Raw genomic sequence first — 15741 nt, 5'->3', positions numbered from 1 at the left:
GAAAAATTCACTAACAAATATCAGGTTCTCATTTTATTTTATATAATATTTTTATTTTTGCAATCACTAATTACTATTGATCATGAATAGCAAAGTAACTATATCTCCTGAATTTAAAAAAAATACTATTGGAGCTATATTATCTATCCTTTTATTTATAATTGTATATATCTCATTATTAATCTTATCTGTTATTTTAACTTTATTTTGCGGCTATATTGGTTATAGCATTATGACCATTAGTTTCCATTTAAAAACATTATTGTTTGGAATAGCTGTAATTGGAATAGGTATATTAATTTTTATTTTCCTAGTTAAATTCTTTTTCAAAAAAAAGACTATTGATAATTCTAATCTTATAGAAATTACCCAAGAGGAAGAACCTGATTTATTTTTATTTATTAATGATATAGTTAAAGAAGTTAAAACTAAATTTCCGAAAAAAATATATGTATCAGAAGATGTCAACGCTTCTGTTTTTTACGATTCCACTTTTTGGAGCATGTTTTTACCTGTAAGAAAAAACTTACAAATAGGATTAGGGTTAATAAATACTGTTAGTCAAACGGAATTAAAAGCAATATTAGCTCATGAATTTGGTCATTTTTCTCAAAAAAGCATGAAAATAGGAAGTTATGTATACAATGTAAATCATATTATATATAATACAATTTATGAAGACACTTCTTATAATAACTTTATCCAAAAATTTGCAAGTTTTAGTAATGTTACTTATTTAGCAGCCAGTATAGTAATAAAATTCATAAATGGAATTCAATGGATTTTACAAAAAATGTATACATTAGTTAATAAAAATCATCTGAAATTATCACGTGAGATGGAATTTCATGCAGATGAAGTTGCAGCAAATGTTACCGGCTATATTCCTTTAAAAACTTCTTTATTAAGATTGAGTCTTTCTGACTCTTCTTACAGAGCTGTTATAGATTTTTATTCAAATAAAATTCATGAATGTATAAAAAGTAAAAATATATTCAAAGAGCAAAAGTACATTATGAATTTTTTAGCTAAAGAAAATAATATCGAAATAAAAGAAGATATTCCTTGTGTTACTATTGAGCATCTGAACAGATACAATAAATCCAAATTGAATTTTGATTCTCAATGGAGCTCGCACCCTAATATTGAAGATCGTATAGCTGCTTTAGAAAAAACAAACATTATAAAAGAACCTGACAATTTACTGCCTGCTAATAAATTATTTTCAAATATAGAAAATTTGCAAAGTAAGCTAACAGATATAGTTTTTTCGAATGTTCAATATTCAGGCAAAGTAACAGAATATTCTTTAGAAGAATTCATTTCCTCTTATATGTCTGATTTTAAGAAAAACAGTTTTGACCCTATATACAATGGATATTACAATTCTAAAAACCCAATAAAATTTGAAGAAGAATATAATAAAACTTTTTTTGAAGGAAATATAAAAGATCTATTTACACCTGAAAAAGTAGAAAATATTTATATCTCTCAAGCATTAGAAAGTGATATAGATTTATTGAAACAAATTGAAAATGAAAATTACAAAATAAAATCATTTGATTATGATGGGGTAAAATACACTCTTAAAGATGTAAAAAATTTGATCAATAGACTTGAAGAAAAATTACAAGATTATAATTTAAAAATAGAAGAAAACGATAAAAATATATTTTCAGGATTTTATCAACTTGCAAAAAAGAGAAATAAAGACCAAATGTTTATTGACATATATGCTTTATTTAAAAAATCAGAAAATCAATATAATGCCCAAAGGGAATATATAGATAATTTCATTAAAAAAACTGAATTTATTCAGTATGAAAACTCAGTGGATATAATTATAAAAAAGCTGAATGAATTATATCATGCTGAAATTGAATTCAAAAAAAATTTAACTATCATTATCAACGATAACTATTATAATTCTATACTCTCTGAAAAAACAAAAAAAATATGGGATGAGTATTTATCAAATGAATATACATACTTCTATAAAGAAGAATTAAAATATTATGATAATGCATTAAACTCACTCTTCAATTCTATTAATGAATATTCAGATTTTATAATTAAAATTCTTATTCTAAGAAAAAAAGATTTACTAGAATTTCAAAAAAATTTACTAGAGTAAAATGGCTAAAAATCGGTGTATTTAACTTTTAAAAAATTTTCTCAAGTTTTATATCTACATAAACATAAAGAACATTTATACTATATTAAATTATATTAATAAAAAATTAAATTGCATTAATAAAGCCTTTTTATTCTATAAAAACATTATTCCTTAATATTATCTATTGTTAAATGAAACTGGTTTTGTAATAAGGGCAGTTTTTTTAAATCTATTTTCTTTCCATTTACAAAAATTGGAGTTGAATTTATCATTCCTTGCAAATATATAGTATCATTTACCATTCTATAATTCAAATAATAAATTTGATCATTATAATCCTTTAATTTAATTGCTTCCGAATATACAGTCATAATTTTATAATCTTTCATATTTTCATTATTTTCTTGAATAATAAAATACCCTCCACTATGAAAGAAAAACCTATTAATCGAAGTTTTTGAAGAAAAAACTTGATATGCACCAAATAAAGAATACTTAGGCACTTTATCTCCATTAAATGCATTTTCTTTAAAATAAATAAAAAATGTTTCAAACAAAATACCTCCTATTACCAAAGTTTTCAAAATAACGTAAATTAAAATACTTTTTTTAGATTTTCTCTGAGGACTCCATTCTTTATAAGTAGGCAATGATCTTTGCTCTTTATAGAAAAATAGATATATAAATTTAAATAACGGAAAAGCTACAATTATACTAATAAAAAGAAGGAAAGATGAAAAAACCTTTACAGAAATATCATAAGTAAAATTAATTATAACTATATTCACAAATAAAACAACCGCTGCTGTAGCTGCTATTATACGAGACTTCTTAAAAAATAAAAAAAAGGCCGTAATAATTTGTACAAGTCCGATAATTATATTGTAAGAATAAGAACTCCCTAACGCACTCCAATATAAAATATCTTTAGACAGATATCCTAGAGGAGTAAATAAAATATTGGGCTCTGGTTCATAAAATTGACATTTAAATATTTTATTTGCACCATATATAAATAATACAAAAGACAAATAATAACTAATTATTATTTTCATCCAATATTTAACCTTCTCAATATGATATGGTATAAATTTTAACCATAAAAGTCCTATAAAAAAAGAAATAACTAATAATAGGAACAAAAAAATAAGCAATCCTTGAGAATCTGAAATGATAAGTCCTGTAAAGTTTGTATCTAAACCAAAAAAATGAATTCCTATCCAACGTACTATAGGTTGAATAAGAGTAACTATTACTTTTTGTGGGTTATAAAAACTATAAATTGGTAAAGAAAAAAATAAAATATATCCCGTTATAAAAATAAATAAAACATTTACACCTAATTTAATTAATAATTTATTTTCTTCATTTCTTTTTTCCATAGTAAATAGCCTATTATAATCATTGAAACAGATATTATAAAAATTAAATATGGAGTCTTATCATTAGGTTTAGATCCTTTAGTGACAAAAGGAAATAATTCATTTTCCTCCTTTTTATGCAAAAATGTTGTATCTGTCTCAAGCTTCAGTATAGAATCATTTTTTGAAACTGGAATCAATTTCAAATCTATATTCTTATCTTTTATTTCTCTTAATATTTTATAATTCTCAAAGGTTGATCTCAGGTCAAAAACAGCTCCGTCTTTAGTTTTAATAAAAAAAACTGTTTTGCCTTGCCTCATAGTTTGGTCTGTCAACTGATTGATTTTTAAAGAATCTATCCCCTCTTTCAGTTCACATATTTTTATCCCCATTTTCTCCCTTTTATTTCTTAATTTTCCATAAATTTCGTATTCAGTTTTTGTTTCAAAAATAAAACCATCTTTTGATCTAATATAATATCTTACAACATCATTTTTCATTAATGCATCTGTTAACTCATTTATTATTCTTTTATCAAAAACAGAATTTTCATTAAGTATTATCAATAATAAACCTAATTTACCATTAGTACCTTTTAATTCTTTATATTTATTAAAATCTGAATTTTTATTAAAGAGTAAACCTTCTTTAATTTTTATGACATTTGAACTTCTATTATTACTTTGTTTCTCATTATTATGGTTTAAATCTTCAGTAGTTAATCCATCTTTTTCATTATTTTCAGAAACATTCTCTGATTTATAAAACTGTCCAATGTAACTTCCTAAATTACCCTCTTCTTTTAAACTGAAATTAACAGCTTTACCACTATGACTCTTATAAAAAATTAATTTAGTTTGTGCAGATAAATTAAACGATAAAAGACCCCATAATAGAACACCTAAAAATACAGTATTATTCCTCACCTTAACTTTATATTAATTTATATTTAGAATTTATTTATATACAAAAATAACAAAGTTATTAATAAATATTAATACTAAATTAATTTTTATCAAATTAAAAATATTATAAATTTGCATATTAAATATTTTACTGTAAAACTTGTATTTCAAAATACCATTTAACCATTCAAAAAAAAAACGAAGCAAAATGTTTAATACACTATCATATATACAAAAAATGAATGATTTTTCAATTGTAGAAAAATCCTAGCTTCGAGTATTTCATCAAAATATATAAAACAAAATGTTAAAAATAAACTTGAAGCCAAACTTTCGGGTTTTATTATTAATTTTTTAAATAAGTTTAAAATTTAAGTCCATATAGTTTTCAGCTTGATATTTTAATATCAATACTCTGCGTAAAAAAAGTACAACATAATATCCTATTTTAAAATTAATCATCATGGGTAAATTAAAATTAAAAGGAAAAGATATCCTAACACAAAAATAATAAACACAGCTATAGAAGTAATGCAGAAAAACTTTGATAAAAAAATAATTGAAAAAATACTTATCCTAAGTTTCATAAATAAAAGATTTTTAATGGTTTGCATTATGTAACAATGCAGAAACATATACAAATATCTGAATCAGATATTTAAATTTCAAACGTTCCGTATATGAAGTTTCATTAGGCAAAATATAAACCCTGTGAATAAAAACAGCAACTTGAATCATACCTCCCCTTTAAATTTCGTTTTCTCTATGGATCTATTTCAGAATTATAAAGAAAACTCCGGTAAAAACTGCATTTGAAATATTTATCTAAACTGAATTTTATTCAGGTTGAAAGCAACTCAAATTCAGAAAAAAAGGAATTAAAACCTGGATTTGAAAAGGAACAATCTGATATAGGTATTATTTAGAAAAAGATATAACTATAAATTATAAAAAAAATTAAATAATGAATGCAACACAAAACAAATACTATTTTCAGGCATTAGATAACTATCCTTTTAATATGGGAGAGACCATAGAGGCGTTAACATATGCCTTGTCTTATGATAAAAATGAAGATTGTTTATGTTTATTAGCCAGAATATATTCTGAAATACTAAATGATTATGAAACTGCTAAGGAATATTTCGAAGAAGCCATTACGGTAAATATTCAGTCTTTAAATTTATATCCTTATTATATAGATTGTTTATTATGGAATGAAGATTATAAAGAGGCTAAAAGACTTATAGACTTTGCATTAACAATTAAAGGAATTGATAAGGCTGTACTTTTAAATAAAAAATCTATTCTCTTGGAATATCAGAAAAAATATAAGAAAGCCTTAAAGGTTATCGATAATGCTCGTTTATATACGTTTAATAACAATTTCATGACTTATCTTGATTCGCGAGAAAAACAAATTAAAAGAAAAAAAAAATAATAAAAATATATAAAATACCAGTGAATTACTACTATTCTCACTGGTATTTTTATTTTATTAAATTATTTATTAGTTTTTCCTAAAATTTTTAAATGTCCGTTTAATTCTATTTTCATTTCTCCCCCAATAAAATCTATACTTTCCACTTCTGCATTTCCATTAAGAATCGGAATTACAGGAGTCTCTGGTATTTTAACACTATGAGTTCCATCCGGCACTCCTCCAGGCGACCAGTTAGCAGCATTGAACCAATCACTGTCAATTCCTTGCCATATTTTTTCATTGGATGCAGAAGAACGTAAGGTTACAGAAAAGTCTTCTACTTGCCCATATGTAGGATTATAGCACGGAGAGACCTCTACAGTATAAAAATCAGCAATTATTCTTAACCGTAATGGTGTATCCAATATAGCTCCATCCGGAGGCGTTACATTTACAGTACCGGTGGTATTTTTTTCCACTTGCATGTTAAAAACAATTTCCTTAGTTTCATCAAAAACCCCGTCGTTGTTATAATCAATATAAGCTTTTACTCTCTGGGGATTATCTTCCACTGATATACTCAAAGGTGTAGCTACTCCTATCTTTAACTCTGTATGCGTCCCTTTTAAATTACATTTAGCTATGTTATCTATATAAAAAATATATCCATCTAAAAAATATCCTCTAGATGTATAATCAATTTCGCCAAAATTTACCTTAGCGGGCCCCATATTGTAGTCATAATTCGGATACATAATAGAAGAAGGCGTGCAAGCTGATACTAAGTTTGGTTTTGAAGTAAGATCGGGTGCTATTCCCCCTTTAGATTTCAACAGATTTCCTCTATATTCTATCAAATGAGCAACTGCACGATCACTTTGTCCATTGGTAAAACGTGTAAGTTTATATCCATAGTTCATAATATTATACTGAACACCTTCGTAAAATTTCCCTGTACAAGGGTTTATATCCGAATTTGTAGGAACCGGATAGGTTTTCAATAAACTTTGTGAAGGCTCAGTATCGCAAACTGAATCATCATCTACAGTACAATCGCCAGTACTAGCAGGACATTCTCCACCATTACCGGATGCTGTACCAAAGGTATGTTTTAAGCCTATAGCGTGACCAAATTCGTGTGAAAGTATTGTATTATTATTTTTAACTATATTTGAAACCATTATAGCTGCATCTTTGTTTCCGCCTGGATAATAGGCATATCCTGCTAAACCTCCATTAGAAGCATCATTACCGTCAAATTTATTTATTATATATATATTATAATAATATTGAGAATCCCATTTACTTAAATTAAATAACTGGCTTTCATTTATTCCATTATCACCGCTTCTTTTCAATCCATAATTTACATATTCAGGTAATTGAGAGCCGTCAATTCTTACTATACCTGAAGTAGCATTACAATTCATATCTCTTTTTGCTAAAACTAACCGAACTGGAACACGGGTGCCTCCATTATCGGGACCATCAAAACCTGGAGCTGTTCCTTCATAAATTTTATTGGTATTATCAATCCATGCCTGAATTTCTTGATCTGTTTTGTTGTATTTTGTTCCAATGGGTGAGCCATCATGGAAAACATGTACCACAACAGGAATTTCATAGATTTGGTCAGTTGCTTTATAATTTTTTTTTAAATATCCTTTCTTAATCATTTGGGATAGCTCATCATTAAATTCCTGGGTTTGTTTAGCAAACTCAGGATATTTTTTCATCAATTCACGATTTACTTCTTCCGTACCACAAATTTCTTGAGCCATTCCTACACAATTCATAAGAATAACTATGCATATTATAAAGTAATTTTTCATCGTATTATAATTTTTATATTTTTAAAGATAACAATTTATCTCATTTATAAAAAAAATTCAAATAGAAATTTTAAATTATAATTATAACAGTTAATATAAAATAATAAATATTTAAAGATTATTATTAACTATTCATAAAGATTAAAGTAATCAAAGTTCCTTTATTTATGCTGGATTCTATAGTATATTTTATAAAGTTTTTTTCTAATATTCTGAGTGCTATAGATAAGCCGATACCTGTTCCTGAAACTTTTTCGGCATTATCTGCTCTATAAAAGGGACGACTTATTTCTTTTATTTGTTTTTCAGGTATTCCAATTCCCTTATCTTGTATTACTACATGTATTTCCCTTTTTATTTCATATAAATGAATCTGAACGGTTTTTCCTTGTGAAAACTTAACTGCATTTTCTATTAAATTAAATAAAGCGATAAATATTTGAGTTTTATCAATATTTATTTGGAGTAGTCGAGTATTTTCGGGAGATATATTTATAGTAAAATTAATACATTCCTTATAATCGAAATGCTTATCTGATACTCTTTTTATAATATCCAGAATCATTTCATCTATTCTGATTTGTTCTGAGACATCTGTATTTTTACGTAAATCAGATACTACTAAAAGAGTATTTAAAATTTCTTGTAATTGATATATTTCATCTATAAGTTTCTGAGACAATGTATGATATTCTTCAGGGGAACGATCTTTTAATGAAAAAACTTCTAAATTTCCCTGTATTGCTGCCAATGGGGTTTTAAATTCATGGGAAACATAACTCACGAAATTTTGTTGTATTTTAAATGTATCTGAAATTTTCTTAAGTAATTCATTAAAAGTTTCGGTAAGATCATACATTTCATCCTTAACGGTATATGTTGCATTTAAATGCATACTATCTCCGGGTGACATTTTTTTTACCTGCCTTATTGCTTCTCTTATAGGACGATATGCCATATTTGCAATCCATTTATTTAGAAATATGGTTGCTAATAGTCCTAAAATAAAGGCAGATAATAAAATCCATATGAGAGGATTGATGTAATAATATATATCTTCTTTTTTTTCTTTGGTTATAATAACAAAGTTTCCCTGATTATCTTTATAGTATACTCCATAACATAAAAATTCCTGAGTAGTAAAGGTTAATTTTTTTTTGGTTCTTATTTCTTCAATAGTTTCAATAGGTATATCTGGAGTATTTCCATATTTTAGATAATTATTTTCGTCATAGATTTCGTAATAGGGATTATTTATTTTTTCGTATTGTTTTTTTATTTTTATAAATTCTTTGGGGCTTACTTCATCTTTTTCAAAAAAATAGTATCCAATGATTTGAGAAGTCTTCTGAAGATTTCTGTAAACAGAATTTTCAATATTTGTTTTATATAATCCAAAGATTAATAATGCAACAACAATGAAAACAATACCCCACAAGGCGGAACTGATTAAACTCAAACGGTTTTGTATTTTCATAAAACTAATTTTTTTTATGATTTAATACGATAACCTCTTCCTTTAATGGTTTCAATCATTTTATTTTCTCCATCTATATCTATTTTATTTCTCAAATAGGAAATATACACATCAACTATATTGGTATTTATATCGTGGTTTATTCCCCAAACACTATTTAATATCTGAGTACGTGATACTACTTTATTTTTATTTTCCATTAGGAATTTTAGCAATTTAAATTCTTGAATCGTTAATATGATTTCTCTTCCCTTTCTCATAATCTTGTGTTCATCTACATATAATTTCAAATCTCCACATATTAATATATCTGAAGAATTTTCATAACTCATATTCATCCTCCTGTCTAAAGCATAAATCCTTGCAATTAATTCTTTAAAATGAAAAGGTTTGGATAAATAATCGTCGGCTCCATAGTTTAAAGCTTTGACTTTATCATCTGGATCTCCTAAAGCACTAATTACCAATATGGGAGTCTTAATTTTTTTATAACGTATATATTGTAAAATCTCTATACCATCAATATCTGGCAACATAATATCTAACAAGATTACTTTCCAATTACGTTCATTAATCTGACTTCTGGCATCTACTCCATTTTCTGCAAGTGTAACTGAAAATCCGCTTTCTTCAAGACCTTTGATCATGAATTCACTTATTTTTTTATTATCTTCTACTAACAATAATTCCATATTGCTTGTTTTTTGATCTTATAAAGATACTATTTTTATGACTTTACTTTTTTATTTCTTCTATAAGCAAAGTAAAAAACTTGAGGTAAGATAGTAAACGACAACAACATACACATTATTATCCCTCCGACAATCATTATGGCTAAGGGTTTTTGTACTTCAGAGCCCATTCCGTTAGACATAGCTGCCGGTAAAAGCCCCATAGCTCCCATTAATGCGATCATTAGCACAGGCCGTACTCTACTTTTTACTGCTTTATCAATCGCTAATTTTAAATTGTTTGTAGAATGTAAGTTTTTCTTCATTAAAGCTATTAACAGAATACTATCTATAGCTGTGATTCCAAATAGAATTATAAAACCTATACCCGCAGAAATTCCAAAAGTAGTACCTGTTATCCATAAAGATACAAAACCTCCTATAAATGCATAAGGCATAGCGCTCGAAGCAATTAAAGTATCTTTAATAGTCCTAAAGTTCATATATAGTAAAAACAAAATAAGTAATAAAGCACAAGGAACAATTATCATTAAACGATGGGTTGCTCTTTGCTGACTTTCAAATTCTCCTGCCCATACTATTCGATTGCCATGATCTAATTTTATACCTTTATCTACTTTTTCTTGTGCTTCTTTTATTGTAGATCCTAAATCCCTATTTCGTATACTAAATCCTACACCTATATATCGATTGCTCCCATCTCTATAAATAAAAGTAGGCCCTGTTACAAAATTAATATCTGCAATTTCTTTTAATGGTATATGCTTACCATCCATAGTAGGTATTAATATTTCACCAATTTTATCTTCATTATCCCTAAATTCTTTTTGGAATCGTACTCTTACATCAAAAACTCTTTCTCCTTCATAGAAGTGGGTAGCTGCTTTTCCTCCGATAGCCATTTCTACAACTGCCTGAGCATCTGCCATAGAAACAGCATAACGGGCCATTCGAGACTCTGATAAACGTATTTGTAATTCGGGCAAACCTATGCTTCTAAAAACATTTACGTCTTCCACTCCGTTAACTTTCTGAATAATTGATGCTGTCTGGTCTGCCAGTTTTTCCAATTTTTGAAGATCATTCCCAAAAATTTTTATTACTAAAGAACTTTTTACTCCTGCAACATATTCTTCTACATTATCCTGAATAGGCTGACTAAAACCGAAAATAGTTCCCGGATAAATATCCAGCGAGTCTTTCATTTCGCCTATCAGTTTGTCTTTATTTATTTTCCTTTTCCATTCTTTTTCAGGTTTAAGTTGTGCATGAAATTCTATGTTAAAGAAACCTGTAGGATCAGTACCATCATTGGGTCTTCCGGTTTGAGATAATACAAATTGCACTTCATCAAATTTTCTCAGTTTCTTTTTCATTTGCTGAGTGATCTTCACAGATTCATCCAGATTAATGCTATTTGGCAGGGTTGCCCGTATATAAATAGCTCCCTCATTCATACTCGGTATGAATTCTGTTCCCCAAAAACTAAACCGTATCAGACATATTATTAATAAAATTACAAACGCTATAATAGCCCCTTTACGATGACGCGAGGAAAATTCATAGATTTTATATAGGTTAGATGTGAAAAACCTGCTGATTACGTTTGTTTTTTCTTTTACTGGTTTTGTTAACAATATTTTGCACATTACCGGAACATAGGTAAGAGATAGTAGTAAAGAACCCAACAAAGCATATCCTAAGGTAAACGCCAAGGGAGAAAACATTTTTCCTTCTACCTTTTGAAATGAAAATATAGGAAATAGCGCTACAACTAAAATAATTTGTGCAAAGAAAATATGAGAAGCTACTCCACCAGAACTCTTCTTTATAAGTCCACCTTTGGCTACTTTAACATAACGTTCGTTTCCTAACTGATTAGTTCGTTTTGCCATAGAAACAAAAATAATTTCTACAATTACTAAAGTTCCTTCTAAAAGCAATCCAAAATCAAGGGCTCCCATAGAAATTAAATTGGCTGGAAGCCCTTGTATCCTAAGCATAATTATTGCAAAAAGAAAAGATAATGGAATTACAGTGGCAACTATTAGGGTTGTTCTCCAATTGAACAAGAAAATGAATACTACAATTGAAACTAATATAATTCCTTCTACCAGATTTTTAATTACAGTATTTACTGTTGAATTTACTAAAGTGGTACGATCTAAAAATGGTTCTATTTTAACATCTTTTGGTAAAATTTGATCATTTAATTCAGCTATTTTTACTTTTAAATTTTTTATTACTTCTCCGGGATTTTGTCCTCTTAACATTACTACTATTCCTTGCACTACATCATCCCTATTATCTAATCCGACTTGTCCTAACCTAGGTTTAGAAGAAGTCGTAACAGAAGCCACCTGCTTTACCCTTATTGGAGTACTCCCTTTTACTTCTATAAGTATATTTTCTATATCTTGAATGTTATCCAGTAATCCTACTCCTCTTACTACATATGCCTGACTTCCTTTTTGTATAACATCGCCTCCTACATTTATATTACTTTTGGAAATTGCTTCATAAACTTCTAAGGGAGATAATCCGTAATTGGCTAACTCAATGGGATTAACTTTTATTTCATATATTTTTTCTTCTCCTCCAAAACTGACAATACTAGCAACTCCAGGAACAGATAGGAGTTCTCGTTCTACTACCCATTCATTAATGGATGCTACTTCTCGAATTGGTAAATCACTCTTTATTGTATACCGATAAATTTCTCCGGTTGCTCCTGAAGGTGGCTCTATAGATGAATCTGCTCCTTCCGGTAATTCTATACCTTGCATACGGTTTGAGGCATATTGCTGAGCAAAGAAATCCTCTACTCCATCTTCAAAAATAACAGTCACTACAGACAATCCGAAGAGAGAGGTAGATCTTACATCCGTTTTTTTGGGAAGAGTGTTCATTTCCCTCATAATAGGTAGGGTCACAAATTTTTCAATTTCTTCGGCACTTCTTCCCGGCCATTGGGTTATAATTCTTACCCTTGTGTTGGTAACATCCGGATAGGCTTCTATGGGGGTATTAATATAACATGCAATTCCTCCAATAAATAATAATACGCTAAGGAATATAATTATTATATGGTTTCGTAATGAGAATGCGATACATTTTTCTACAAACTTGTGCATGATTTAGTTATTTTTTAAACCGGAATATATAAGCAATTGATTTTTTATTACTATGTTCTCTCCTGCATTAAGACCTGAAAGTATATAAGCTACTTCTTCATTATGCCCTTGTAATTTTACTTCTTTTATTTTAAATTTATTTTTAGTTTCTTCTATTATCACATAATTTTTATCGTTATCGAAAATCAGAGCATTTATAGGTACAGAAACTTTTTTATTCTCAATATTATTTTTAAGTTTAATAGTCATTGACATTTCGGGTTTAAATTTTAATTCCAGATTAGGCATAATAATTCTAGCTTTTAATACTTTTTCTTCAGAATCAAATACCTTAGACAAAGAATGAATAGTACCGTAAAATATTTCTCCCGGATAAGACAAAGAGCTCATTTCTACAGGCATTCCTTCTTTTACAAATTGTAAATTGCTAGCATATACATTTGCTGTAATCCAAACTACATTAAGATCTGCGATTGTAAAAACTGGTTCGGATTCCTGTGAAATTGTACTACCTGAAGTTATATTTTTACTGATAATATATCCGGTAATAGGAGAAACTATTGAAAACCCACCTCTTTTATTAGTTTTTACTACAGACATATCTGTATGAACCCTACCTAAAGCGGATTCTGCTTGTCTTACTTTTCCCCTAGCTTCTACTAATTCTCTCTCAGACAACATATTATCTTTATACATAGATTCTGCACTTTTTAATTCTCGCCGGGCTACTTGCAATTCTGATTGTAAAGAAAATTTTTCTGCTTGTAATGAATTTACTTCTAAGCTACGCACATTTGCTAATACCTGTCCTTGTTTAACTTGATCTCCTAAAGAAAAATACGTTTGGGTTACTACACCATTAATCAATGGTATATAGTTTACAATCTTATCGGGATCGTATTCTACCTTACCAGTAAGAATTAATTCTTCTTCCTGTGATTTTAATTCTGATTTAACGGTTTTTATATTTTGTAAAAAAGATTTATTTACATCATTTTGTTCAGATTTTTCTTTTTCTACATTACCTGAGCATGAGGTGATTAAAATAAAAATTAATAGGAAATTTAGAGTATTTTTCATAGGTTCTATTTTATTTCTTTTCCAACTGTGTATTGCAATTCTTCAAATTGTGTAAAGAGATTTCTTCGTGTCGACAAAAGAGTTTGTTTATTATTTTTATAGGCTTCCATAAAATCAATAAATTCTAGCATAGTAATATTTCTGTTCATTAAATTTCTCATATAAGCATCCAACATATAATCTAAATCTTCTGAAATATTTTCATCTTGCATTTCCTTAAATAAAAAATAAGTCATATGGTAATTGTTATATGCTTCTGTGATTTCCTGTTGAGCCAAGTTTAATTGCTGTGTTGCCCAATACTGGCTTTGTTCTTTATTAATCTGTGCTATTTTTATATTTCCTTGGTTTCTATTAAAAAATGGCAAATCAAAGCTAATTCCTAATCCTATAAAATCTTTCCATGGTCCACTTACGCGATCATAGTTTAACGCAAAAGTAAGATCGGGAACTTTTTGCGCTTTTTCATATTTGAGATTTTTGTCAAAGTATTTAATCTGTAAATTTGCTCTTTGGAGATCGGGACGATTATTTTGAGCTTGCTCTAAGATATTGGACAACAAAATATCATCGGGATTTTTAATTTTTTCGGTAGTTTCTTTAATTTCTATAATACTTCCGGGAGGAATATGTAGTAAGCTTTTTAATATTTTTTGTTGTTCATTATAATTGCTTTTTACTTCATAGATTTCCCCATTCATTTCCAATTGTGAGGATTGTAATCGTATTAATTCCTTTTTTGCAATATTGCCTTGAGCTACCTGATTTTTATAAGCTATAATCAGTTTTTGAAGTGCTTCGTGCTGCCTATTTAATATATGTTGATAGGACTGTAAATATATAAGTTCTTGTAATGACTCCCTAACTTCTAATTTCAAACCACGAAGAGTTTCTTCAAATTCCTGAATGGCTATTTCTTTAGAGATTTTTTCTCTGTTTATTAATTTCCCTCTCTTTCTTGCAGTCTGAACTAATTGTGTCAATTCTATGGTAAATTCTGTATTCTTGGCAAAATTTCCAAATAAAGCTGGGATTTGTCCTTGTTCTCTTTGTGTATGGGTAGACCATAGATTTACTTCCCCTATAGAAAAAGTTGGATTCTCCCATAATTTAGCCTGCACTATGGCAGCATCTGCGGCTTCGATATTCATTTTTTCTGCCAATAACTGCAAATTTTGTTTTAGAAACAATGCCTCTGCTTGTTCTTGTGTTAAATAGATTATTTCTGCTTTTTGTGCCGATATTATATTAGCAAGAAAGATACTAACTAGTAAAAAAAAATATTTGCCCATTATTTCTGCTATATTTTTTATATTAAGCAAAATTATTTTGCAGAAATTAGAAAGCTATTTGAGGTAAATTAATTTTCTATTAAAGTTATATTAGAAATAGATTAAAAAAGTTTTATTAGTTTGTTAAATACTTTTATTTTGTTTTGAAATTTTCCCTTAAATGATAGAAAAGTTAAATTAATACATAAAACAGTTTCCAATATTTTCATTATAAGATTGATTTTAATTTGAAAATATTGACAATAAAAGGCAAAATTTTAAAAAATTTGATTTTTTTATTTAAAGATCAAAAATTACTTAATAATTTACTAAGACTCACGTTATATTAAAAAGTAATAGAAGTTAAATATTGAAATAATTTGCATTTCAGTATTTAACTTCTAATTTTAATTAATTATATATTATAAAGATAAAAAAAATATTCTC

The 15741-nt window shown here is 27.7% G+C and carries 10 protein-coding genes; 2 read left to right on the top strand and 8 right to left on the bottom strand.

Annotated features, from left to right (window positions below):
* The first annotated feature begins 82 nt into the window (after positions 1-82).
* Positions 83-2134, top strand: coding sequence for a M48 family metallopeptidase (locus C4S77_RS11315; protein WP_105247640.1), 2052 nt, complete (start codon positions 83-85; stop codon positions 2132-2134).
* A gap of 146 nt (positions 2135-2280) precedes the next feature.
* Here C4S77_RS11315 and C4S77_RS11310 read toward each other — a convergent pair whose 3' ends face one another.
* Together C4S77_RS11310 and C4S77_RS11305 are read right to left on the bottom strand one after the other, a co-directional pair.
* Complete coding sequence (locus tag C4S77_RS11310) at positions 2281-3498, bottom strand: hypothetical protein (protein ID WP_105247639.1); 1218 nt, start codon at positions 3496-3498, stop codon at positions 2281-2283.
* The gene (locus tag C4S77_RS11305) at positions 3465-4406 is read right to left on the bottom strand and encodes a hypothetical protein (protein WP_105247638.1); all 942 of its coding nucleotides are present in this window, start codon (positions 4404-4406) and stop codon (positions 3465-3467) included. The genes C4S77_RS11310 and C4S77_RS11305 overlap by 34 nt, the downstream gene beginning before the upstream one ends.
* 943 nt (positions 4407-5349) lie before the next feature.
* On the opposite strand from C4S77_RS11305, the gene C4S77_RS11300 reads away from it, so the two are divergent.
* Positions 5350-5826 (top strand): tetratricopeptide repeat protein, encoded by a 477-nt coding sequence (locus C4S77_RS11300; protein ID WP_105191622.1) that lies wholly within the window; start codon positions 5350-5352, stop codon positions 5824-5826.
* Between the two features lie 62 nt (positions 5827-5888).
* On the opposite strand, the gene C4S77_RS11295 is transcribed toward C4S77_RS11300, so the two are convergent.
* The 6 genes from C4S77_RS11295 to C4S77_RS11270 form a co-directional block, all read right to left on the bottom strand.
* Positions 5889-7640, bottom strand: coding sequence for a M43 family zinc metalloprotease (locus C4S77_RS11295; protein ID WP_105247637.1), 1752 nt, complete (start codon positions 7638-7640; stop codon positions 5889-5891).
* A gap of 124 nt (positions 7641-7764) precedes the next feature.
* Positions 7765-9117, bottom strand: a complete 1353-nt coding sequence (locus tag C4S77_RS11290; RefSeq protein WP_105247636.1) for a sensor histidine kinase — start codon at positions 9115-9117, stop codon at positions 7765-7767.
* Positions 9118-9131: 14 nt separating this feature from the next.
* Positions 9132-9809: a response regulator transcription factor gene (locus C4S77_RS11285; RefSeq protein ID WP_105247635.1), complete on the bottom strand. Its 678-nt coding sequence runs from the start codon at positions 9807-9809 to the stop codon at positions 9132-9134.
* A 35-nt stretch (positions 9810-9844) separates the two neighbouring features.
* On the bottom strand, positions 9845-12943 hold the full coding sequence (locus C4S77_RS11280) for an efflux RND transporter permease subunit (RefSeq protein WP_105247634.1): 3099 nt from the start codon (positions 12941-12943) through the stop codon (positions 9845-9847).
* Between the two features lie 3 nt (positions 12944-12946).
* On the bottom strand, positions 12947-14023 hold the full coding sequence (locus tag C4S77_RS11275) for an efflux RND transporter periplasmic adaptor subunit (RefSeq protein WP_105247633.1): 1077 nt from the start codon (positions 14021-14023) through the stop codon (positions 12947-12949).
* A gap of 5 nt (positions 14024-14028) precedes the next feature.
* Complete coding sequence (locus C4S77_RS11270; RefSeq protein WP_105247632.1) at positions 14029-15315, bottom strand: TolC family protein; 1287 nt, start codon at positions 15313-15315, stop codon at positions 14029-14031.
* Positions 15316-15741: the final 426 nt, after the last annotated feature.

The sequence above is a fragment of the Apibacter adventoris genome (assembly GCF_002964975.1).
In the GTDB taxonomy this organism is placed as follows: Bacteria; Bacteroidota; Bacteroidia; order Flavobacteriales; family Weeksellaceae; genus Apibacter; species Apibacter adventoris.
Note: the sequence above shows the minus strand (reverse complement) of the source record. Positions and strands in the feature narration are given on the sequence as shown.

Coding starts and splice junctions, on each gene's coding strand:
- C4S77_RS11315 (WP_105247640.1), top strand. CDS start 83: ATGAATAGCAAAGTAACTATATCTCCTGAATTTAAAAAAAATACTATT.
- C4S77_RS11310 (WP_105247639.1), bottom strand. CDS start 3,498: ATGGAAAAAAGAAATGAAGAAAATAAATTATTAATTAAATTAGGTGTA.
- C4S77_RS11300 (WP_105191622.1), top strand. CDS start 5,350: ATGAATGCAACACAAAACAAATACTATTTTCAGGCATTAGATAACTAT.
- C4S77_RS11295 (WP_105247637.1), bottom strand. CDS start 7,640: ATGAAAAATTACTTTATAATATGCATAGTTATTCTTATGAATTGTGTA.
- C4S77_RS11290 (WP_105247636.1), bottom strand. CDS start 9,117: ATGAAAATACAAAACCGTTTGAGTTTAATCAGTTCCGCCTTGTGGGGT.
- C4S77_RS11285 (WP_105247635.1), bottom strand. CDS start 9,809: ATGGAATTATTGTTAGTAGAAGATAATAAAAAAATAAGTGAATTCATG.
- C4S77_RS11280 (WP_105247634.1), bottom strand. CDS start 12,943: ATGCACAAGTTTGTAGAAAAATGTATCGCATTCTCATTACGAAACCAT.
- C4S77_RS11275 (WP_105247633.1), bottom strand. CDS start 14,023: ATGAAAAATACTCTAAATTTCCTATTAATTTTTATTTTAATCACCTCA.
- C4S77_RS11270 (WP_105247632.1), bottom strand. CDS start 15,315: ATGGGCAAATATTTTTTTTTACTAGTTAGTATCTTTCTTGCTAATATA.